This window comes from Jatrophihabitans sp. (genome assembly GCF_036389215.1).
Taxonomy (GTDB): domain Bacteria; phylum Actinomycetota; class Actinomycetes; order Mycobacteriales; family Jatrophihabitantaceae; genus Jatrophihabitans_A.
Genome location: NZ_DASVQG010000329.1, coordinates 1 through 7,716, shown reverse-complemented (window position 1 = coordinate 7,716; position 7,716 = coordinate 1). Strand labels below are relative to the sequence as shown.

Sequence of the window (7,716 nt, the reverse complement as noted above, 5' to 3'; positions counted from 1 at the left end):
CCACCACCACCGCCATGAAGCGGGGTGAGGGCACCCTGATCTACTCCCGCAGCGAGCACCGGCTGGTGCTGATCGGGCGGGGCATGCCGGCGCTGCCCGAGAACCAGACCTATCAGCTGTGGCTGATGACCGAGACCGGTGCGCCGGTCTCGGGCGGGGTGTTCCGCCCCGACCCGGCCGGTAACGTCGAGGTGCCGGCGTCCGGGAACCTGGACGGGGTGGACCAGATGGGGGTCTCGGTGGAACCGGCCGGCGGCTCGGCGCAGCCCACCCTGAGCACCGTGCAGGTCCTCAAGCTCTGACCCCGCCGCTGGCCCGGTGCTGCCGGTGCCGGTGTTGCCGCCGTGGCCGGGTGGCACCGGATACCGTGAGGTCCATGCCGGACAGCCCGCAGGTCGACCTGAACGCCGACCTCGGCGAGGGTTTCGGAGCCTGGACGGCCGGTGCGGACGAGGACCTGCTGGGCATCATCACCAGCGCGAACGTTGCCTGCGGCTTTCACGCCGGCGACCCGGTGATCATGCGGCGGGTCTGCGCCGAGGCCGTCCGGCGGGGTGTCGCGATCGGCGCCCAGGTCGGCTACCGGGACCTGGTGGGCTTCGGGCGGCGCCGGATCGACATCGCCCCGGACGACCTGAGCGCCGACGTGCTCTACCAGCTCGGTGCCCTGGACGGCTTCGCCCGGGCCGCCGGTGACCAGGTCCGCTACCTCAAGCCGCACGGCGCGCTGTATCACGCGGCAGCCACCGACGCCGGCCAGGCCGGTGCCGTGATCAGTGCGCTGCTCGGCTGGGGCCGGCCGCTGCCGGTGCTCACCCTGCCCGGCTCGGCGCTCGCCTCGGCTGCCGACGCGGCGGGACTCCCGGTCGTGTTCGAGGCCTTCTGCGACCGCGGCTACCGGGCCGACGGCTCGCTGGTGCCGCGCGGCCAGCCAGGTGCGGTGCTGCACGAGGCCGGCGAGATCGCCGACCGGGCGCTGGCGATGGTGACCGACGGTGAGGTACCGGCGGTCGACGGCAGCCGGGTCACGGTGCGGCCGGCGTCACTGTGCGTGCACGGCGACACCCCCGGCGCCGCCGCGATCGCCCGCGCGGTGCGGGATCGGCTGACCGGCGCCGGCGTCCGGCTGGCGGCCTTCACCGGATGACCGGCTGGACGCTGCTGCCCTACGGCCCGAGCGCGGTGCTGGTGGAGCTCGCCGGTGCTCCCGACGTCCTGCCGTTGCGCAATGCCCTGCTGGCCCGGGCACATCCGGCGGTGCTGGCGGTGGTTCCGGCCGCCCGGACGGTGCTGGTCGAGTTCGACCCGGGCGCTGTGTCAGGGGCCGAGCTGCGAAGCCTGCTCGAAGGCTGCCTCAGCGGCCCGGCCAGCTCGGTCACCCGGCAGCCGGAGCCCGCTGTCGAGCTGATGGTGCACTACGACGGCGCGGACCTGGAGTCGGTCGCGAGGGAGTGCGGGCTGACGGTGCCCGAGGTGATCCGGCGGCACTGCGCGCCGGAATACACCGTGCAGTTCTGTGGATTCGCGCCCGGCTTCGGCTACCTCAGCGGGCTCGACCCGGCGCTGCGGCTGCCGCGGCTGGCCAGCCCGCGACCGGCCGTGCCGGCCGGGTCGGTCGGCATCGCGGGCGAGTTCACCGGGGTATACCCGCGCAGCTCACCGGGTGGCTGGCTACTGCTGGGCCGGACCGACGCCGTGCTGTTCGACCTGGACCGCCGGCCGCCGGCGCTGCTGCGGCCCGGCACCCCCGTCCGGTTGACGCCGGCATGATCGGGCTGGACGCATGATCGGGCTGGACGCATGATCGGGCTGGCCGCATGATCGGGCAGGACGCATGATCGAGCTGCTGGCCCCCGGCCCGCTGGCCACCGTGCAGGATCTGGGCCGGCCGGGCTTGGCCGACCTCGGCGTCAGCCGCAGCGGGGCGTTCGACCGGGGCGCCCTGCGGCTGGCGAACCGGCTGGTGGGCAACCACGAGTCCGCGGCGGGCATCGAGTTCGTCCTCGGCGGGCTGGTTTTGCGGCTGGCCGATGCCGCCACCGTCGCGTTCACCGGCGCCCGCTGCGAGCTGTCCGGCCACCGCGGTGGCTGGAACGCCGCGCTGAGCTGTCCGGCCGGCAGCGTGATCTCCACCGGCACCCCGGTGACCGGCCTGCGCAGTTACCTGGCCGTCCGGGGCGGCCTGGCGGTTGCCCCCGTGCTGGGCTCCCGGGCCACCGACACCCTGTCCGGCCTGGGTCCGGCGGCGCTGGCCGCGGGCCAGCAACTACCGGTCGGAACGGCGGCGGCGGGCGAACCCGGCGACTTCGCGGGCGACCCGGCGCGGCAGCCGGCGGGCGGCACCGCCACCCTGCGGCTGGCCGCGGGCCCGCGCGCGGGCTGGTTCGACCCTGACCTGCGCGGCCGGCTGTTCGACTCGCCGTGGCTGGTCGGCCCGGACAGCAACCGGATCGGCACCCGGCTGGCCGGAACGGCGCTGCGACTGCGCCCGGATGCCGAACGCGCCGCCGCCGAGTTGCCGTCCGAGCCGACGCTGCCCGGAGCCGTCCAGGTACCGCCGGACGGCCAGCCGATCGTGCTCGGCCCGGACGCCCCGGTCACCGGCGGCTACCCGGTGATCGCGGTGCTGCCGGCTGCCGAACTGGACCTGCTGGCCCAGCTGCGGCCGGGCGGCGCGCTGCGGTTCGCCCCGTCCCGGGCTCCAGCTGGCTCCGGGCTCCGCTTCGGGCTCGGCTGAGCGGCGTGGATCGGCGAACCGGGCCTCTGCGTGCCGGGCCATAGCGAACCGGGCCTCAGCGAACCGTCCGTCCCTCGGTGCGCAGCGGCCGCCCGACCGAGGTGATGCACTTGCCGTCGGTCAGCCGCCATTTCCAGCCGTGCATCTGGCAGGTCAGCACCCCGTCCGCGACCCTGCCGAACCGGGTCAGGTCGGCCTTGAGGTGCGGGCAGCGGCGCTGGAAGGTCCAGCCGTCCACGGTGATCGACTCCTCGTCGTTGGCGGCCTCGGCGAAGTACCCCTCGGCGTAGTTCAGCCGCTCCTCGGACAGGCACTTGAAGAAGGTGTAGACGAACTCGTTGTAGGGCCCGATCCGGGTGGCGGTGAACCGGCAGGACAGGAACAGCGAGTTCACCCAGTCGATCTCGTGCTCGAAGATCAGCTGCTCCAGGTAGGCCCGCTTGGTCTGGAACCGGTAACGGACCTTCTCGTCCTGATAGGGGCGTACCTCCCGGCTGACGAAGTCCAGCAGGAAGTCGATGTCGCCGCGCTCGTCGTCGGTTGCGGTGACCCGGATCCCGCCGTTGATGCCGGCCGCCATGTGGTCGGCCTCCTCCAGCAGCGGCGTGAACCAGGCCTTGATCTCGGCCAGCACGTCGATCTCGGGATGGGTCCAGGTCCGCTTCTGCTCCTCCACCGCCGGCTGCCGCCGATCCTGCATGTCACGCAGGTAGCCGGTCTTGTCGGCGAACAGCTTGTCGACCTCGGCATCGGAGATCGGGTGGTCCAGCGGGCAGCCCGGTTCGTCGAGCCGGGCCACGGTGCCGGGCAACAGCAGCCGGCCGTTGTCCCGTCCGTGCTCGCCGAGCCAGTCCAGGTACACCTTCTGGTCGGGAAAGATGTTGGACTCGTCGCCGAAGATGTCGTTGAAGCCCCACAGCTCCTCATCCAGGAAGCACGGCGGGCCGGCGGTCGGAAACACATAGCTGGCGTGCAGGTCATCGATGTAGCGCAGGCTGCGGTCGAACTGCCGTTCCCGCTTGGTCGCTCCCAGCGCCTGCTTGGCCCGCTTGGGCAGGTCATAGACCATCGGAAACCAGATCGCGCCGGAGAACTGCAGCAGGTGGGCATCGACGTGGCCGAGCTTGGTGAACGAGGTCAGGTCCGCCGGCCGGGCATCGTTCTGGTTGAGCAGGATGTGCCGGCCGTCGGAGAGCCACAGCGAGGAGTCACCGATCGGGCCGTCGGTCGGCGAGATCAGCGAGTCGACCATCACCTGCAGGCCGTCGAGGTCGATCACCTCGTCGTTGCGGGTCCGGACGAAGGAGGTGAACCCCAGCTCCCGCAGCCGGTCCTCGAGCTCGCTGGTCGGGTAGTTCGGCAGCAGGACGGTGGCCTTCTTGCTGACGTAGCGCCTGAGGTGCTCGGGATCGAAGTGGTCGCGGTGCAGGTGCGAGACGAACAGGTAGTCGACGTTGCCGAAGGTGTCCCAGTCGAGCTGGGAGTTGTCCGGAAACGGGAACCAGGACCCGAAGTAGGCGGGGTTCACCCAGGGATCGGTGAGCACGCTGCCGAAGTCGGTCTCGATCAGCACGCTGGCATGGCCCAGGCCGGTCAGTCGCATGAAACTGTGCTCCACTCCGCCGCGCAGGTAGTTCTGTCTACCTCCAACGGTAGTCGCTGGCCGCGGCTGGGCCGTGACCTGACCATCACGCGTCGCGCGTGAGCCGGTGCCGCCTTCACGATGGCCGGCAGCGCGATCACTCGGTGTACGGACCGCCCGGTTCCGGACCTCCCAGTGCCTGCAGGACGAACGGCAACAGCTCCCGCAACGCCTTGCCGCGGTGGCTGATGGCATCCTTCTCGGCGGCCGGCAGCTCGGCGCTGGTCAGCTGGTAGCCCTCCGGCACGAAGATCGGGTCGTAGCCGAACCCGTGGGTGCCCCGGGGCTGGCGGATCAGCCGGCCGGGCATCCGGCCCTCGCGCACGACCTGGCTGCCGTCCGGGGTGACCAGCGCCGCCGCGCACACGAATGCCGCGCCCAGCCGGTCCTCCGGCGTGTCGGCCAGTTGCTCGAGCAGCAGGGTGAGGTTGGCGGTGTCGTCGTGCCGGGCGCCGGCCCAGCGCGCCGACAGCACACCCGGCATGCCGTTCAGCGCGTCCACCGCCAGGCCGGAGTCATCGGCCACCGTGACCAGGCCGGTGTGCTTGACCGCCTCGACCGCCTTGATCAGGGCGTTCTCGGCGAAGCTGGCGCCGGATTCGGGCACCTCGTCGAAGGCCGGCACGTCGGCAAGCCCGAGTACCTCGACCGGCATTCGGGGCTGCAGGATGCGTCGCAGCTCGTCGAGCTTCTTGCCGTTGCGGGTGGCCAGCAGCAGCCGTGCGGTCACCGTTTCACCTGCTCTTCGCGCGAGCGCCCATCGCTGGGATCTGCTGCGCTCCTCATTCGCGGTGCTCGCGCGGGCAGGATCAGCTGCTCACTCATCGACCCAGCGCGTCCTGCTGGTGGCGGGTCAGTTCGGCGCAACCGGCTACGGCCAGGTCCAGCAGCGCGTCGAGCTCGTCGCGGCGGAACGGCACCCCCTCCGCGGTGCCCTGCACCTCGACGAAGTCACCGGTGCCGGTGACCACCACGTTCATGTCGGTCCCGGCGCGGACGTCCTCCTCATACATCAGGTCCAGCCGGGGCTCACCGTCGATCACCCCCACCGACACCGCCGACACCGCGTTGATCAAGGGATCGGTCCGGGCCAGTGAGCCTCGCTTGCCCAGCCAGCCGACCGCGTCGGCCAGCGCGACGTAGGCGCCGGTGATCGCCGCCGTCCGGGTGCCGCCGTCGGCCTGCAGCACGTCGCAGTCGATGGCGATGGAGTTCTCACCGAGGGCGGACAGGTCCACCGCGGCCCGCAGCGAGCGACCGATCAGCCGCGAGATCTCGTGGGTTCGGCCACCGATCTTGCCGCGCACCGACTCGCGGTCGTTGCGGGTCAGGGTGGCGCGCGGCAGCATCGCGTACTCGGCCGTCACCCAGCCCAGGCCGCTGCCCCGGCGCCAGCGCGGCACCCCCTCGGTGACCGAGGCGGCGCACAGCACCTTGGTCTCGCCGAACTCGATCAGCGCCGAACCCTCGGCATAGGCCTGCCAGTTGCGGGTGATGGTGATCTGGCGGAGTTGGTCGGCGGCTCGGCCGTCCGGGCGGGAACTCATGCAGGCAGCCTATCGAGGCGCTCCGACAGCGCCACCGAGGGCGTGGCCGGGTAACCGGCAGCGCCACCGAGGACACGGCGACCGGACTGCGGGCATCATGGCTGGTATGCGCACCGAGACCTTCGAGTTCCGTACCGGCGACCAGGCCCAGGTGTGCGACATCACCGACACCTGCGGCAGGTTCCTGCAGGCCGGCGACGAGGGGCTGCTGAACGTCTTCGTTCCGCACGCGACCGCCGGGGTGGCGATCCTGGAAACCGGGGCCGGCAGTGACGAGGACCTGCTTGCCGCGCTGGCTGACCTGCTGCCGGCCGACAACCGCTGGCAGCACCGGCACGGCTCCCGCGGACACGGCCGCGACCACGTGCTGCCGGCCCTGATCGCTCCGTACGCGACGGTGCCGGTGATCGCCGGCCGGCTGCAACTGGGCACCTGGCAGTCGATCTGCCTGATCGACACCAACGTCGACAACGAGGTGCGCACCGTCCGGCTCAGCTTCGTGGCCGGCTGATTCGCGTGCTGGAGATGCGCATGCTGAGGATCGCCGGCGGCGAGCCCGGCCAGCGAGCCGCCGCACTCGCGGCCGGCAGCGAGGCCTGGCTGCCCGGTGCGCTGGCGGTCTATGACCGGTTGTTCGCCGCCGCCGGGCTGCAACCGGCTCGGGTCCGGCAGCTGGCCCTGGCGGCCCGGGACGCCCTGATCGGCTGGGCGCCGGACCTGGCAGCCGAACTGGATGGCTATGCCGAGGCCAGTTCGCTGCCGCGGTGGCGGCTGCACGCGCTCAACGCCCGTACCGAGTTGCTGGCCGCGGCGGGTGGCGCCAGCCGGGGTGAGTGCTCCGTGGTGGCCGGGGCGAACCAGGCCGGGGTGATGATCGGCGCGCAGACCTGGGACTGGCACCAGGAGTTGTCCGGCGGGTGGGCGGTGCTGGAGTACCGGCAGGCACGCTATCCGTTCCAGACGCTGACCGAGGCAGGCCTGCTGGCCAAGATCGGCGTCAATTCCGCCGGCCTCGGGGTGCTCTTCAACATCCTGGCGCACCGCAGCGACACCGGCGACGGCGGCGTGCCGGTACACGCGGTGGCCCGCCGGATCCTGGACTCCGCAGGCGACGTCGAGGCCGGCATCTCGATCCTGCGCAGTGCCCCGCTGTCGGCATCGAGCTGTTTCACCCTGCTGGACTGCCGGCGGGTCGCCTGCCTGGAAGCCACCCCGGCCGGCGTGGCCGAACTGCCGCCAGCGCGCTGGAGCGTGCACACCAACCACTTCCAGGACCCCGGGTTGGCGGCGAATGGCCTGCCGATGGAGCCGGGGTCCGACAGCCTGGCACGGCAGCAGGTACTGCTGGCCCGCTCAGCGGGCGACCGAGCGAGCGGCTCCGGCAGCCCGGACGGCGGCTCCGGCAGCCCGGCCGCGGGCCGGGGTCCCTCGGCCGAGGACCTGGCCGACCTGCTGTGCGCGCACGAGGCCGACGGTGCCGCGGTGTGCTGCCATGCCGAAGCCGCCGCGCCGCTGGGCACCGGCTGGCAGACGCTGGCGACCGTCGCCCTGGAACCGGCCGGCCGCCGGATGAGCGTGCTGGCCGGTGGGCCGTGCGAGCGGCCGGACAAGCACTGGCAGCAGTTCCGGGCGAGCTGAGGCGATCAGCGGGGTCCGGATCTTGCCCGGCGCGGCCCGCGACGGTGCAGGGCGGCGCCGAGTGCCACCCCCACGGCGAACGAGGCAAGCTGGCTGCCCCAGAACTCGTGGTCCTGCGCCTTGGGCTGCAAGCCGTTGAACAGGCCGGAGAA

General features: G+C 72.3%; 9 protein-coding genes. 6 read left to right on the top strand and 3 right to left on the bottom strand.

Annotated features, from left to right (window positions below):
* The 4 genes from VF542_RS18630 to VF542_RS18615 form a co-directional block, all read left to right on the top strand.
* A partial coding sequence (locus tag VF542_RS18630) for an anti-sigma factor (RefSeq protein ID WP_408653195.1) occupies positions 1–302 on the top strand: 302 nt, incomplete at its 5' end.
* Between the two features lie 74 nt (positions 303–376).
* Positions 377–1,147, top strand: a complete 771-nt coding sequence (locus VF542_RS18625; protein ID WP_408653194.1) for a LamB/YcsF family protein — start codon at positions 377–379, stop codon at positions 1,145–1,147.
* Positions 1,144–1,770, top strand: coding sequence for a 5-oxoprolinase subunit B family protein (locus tag VF542_RS18620; RefSeq protein WP_408653193.1), 627 nt, complete (start codon positions 1,144–1,146; stop codon positions 1,768–1,770). The genes VF542_RS18625 and VF542_RS18620 overlap by 4 nt, the downstream gene beginning before the upstream one ends.
* A gap of 64 nt (positions 1,771–1,834) precedes the next feature.
* Positions 1,835–2,737, top strand: a complete 903-nt coding sequence (locus VF542_RS18615; protein ID WP_408653192.1) for a biotin-dependent carboxyltransferase family protein — start codon at positions 1,835–1,837, stop codon at positions 2,735–2,737.
* Positions 2,738–2,792: 55 nt separating this feature from the next.
* On the opposite strand, the gene VF542_RS18610 is transcribed toward VF542_RS18615, so the two are convergent.
* The 3 genes from VF542_RS18610 to rph form a co-directional block, all read right to left on the bottom strand.
* Positions 2,793–4,340 (bottom strand): Rieske 2Fe-2S domain-containing protein, encoded by a 1,548-nt coding sequence (locus VF542_RS18610; RefSeq protein WP_408653191.1) that lies wholly within the window; start codon positions 4,338–4,340, stop codon positions 2,793–2,795.
* 136 nt (positions 4,341–4,476) lie between these two features.
* Complete coding sequence (gene rdgB, locus VF542_RS18605) at positions 4,477–5,109, bottom strand: RdgB/HAM1 family non-canonical purine NTP pyrophosphatase (protein ID WP_408653190.1); 633 nt, start codon at positions 5,107–5,109, stop codon at positions 4,477–4,479.
* 91 nt (positions 5,110–5,200) lie between these two features.
* Positions 5,201–5,926 (bottom strand): ribonuclease PH, encoded by a 726-nt coding sequence (gene rph / locus VF542_RS18600; protein WP_408653189.1) that lies wholly within the window; start codon positions 5,924–5,926, stop codon positions 5,201–5,203.
* A gap of 106 nt (positions 5,927–6,032) precedes the next feature.
* Between rph and VF542_RS18595 the strand changes: the two genes are divergently transcribed.
* A complete protein-coding gene (locus VF542_RS18595; RefSeq protein WP_408653188.1) occupies positions 6,033–6,437 on the top strand; it encodes a secondary thiamine-phosphate synthase enzyme YjbQ in 405 nt (134 codons plus the stop codon).
* A gap of 20 nt (positions 6,438–6,457) precedes the next feature.
* Positions 6,458–7,564: a C45 family autoproteolytic acyltransferase/hydolase gene (locus VF542_RS18590; RefSeq protein ID WP_408653187.1), complete on the top strand. Its 1,107-nt coding sequence runs from the start codon at positions 6,458–6,460 to the stop codon at positions 7,562–7,564.
* Positions 7,565–7,716 lie beyond the last annotated feature (152 nt).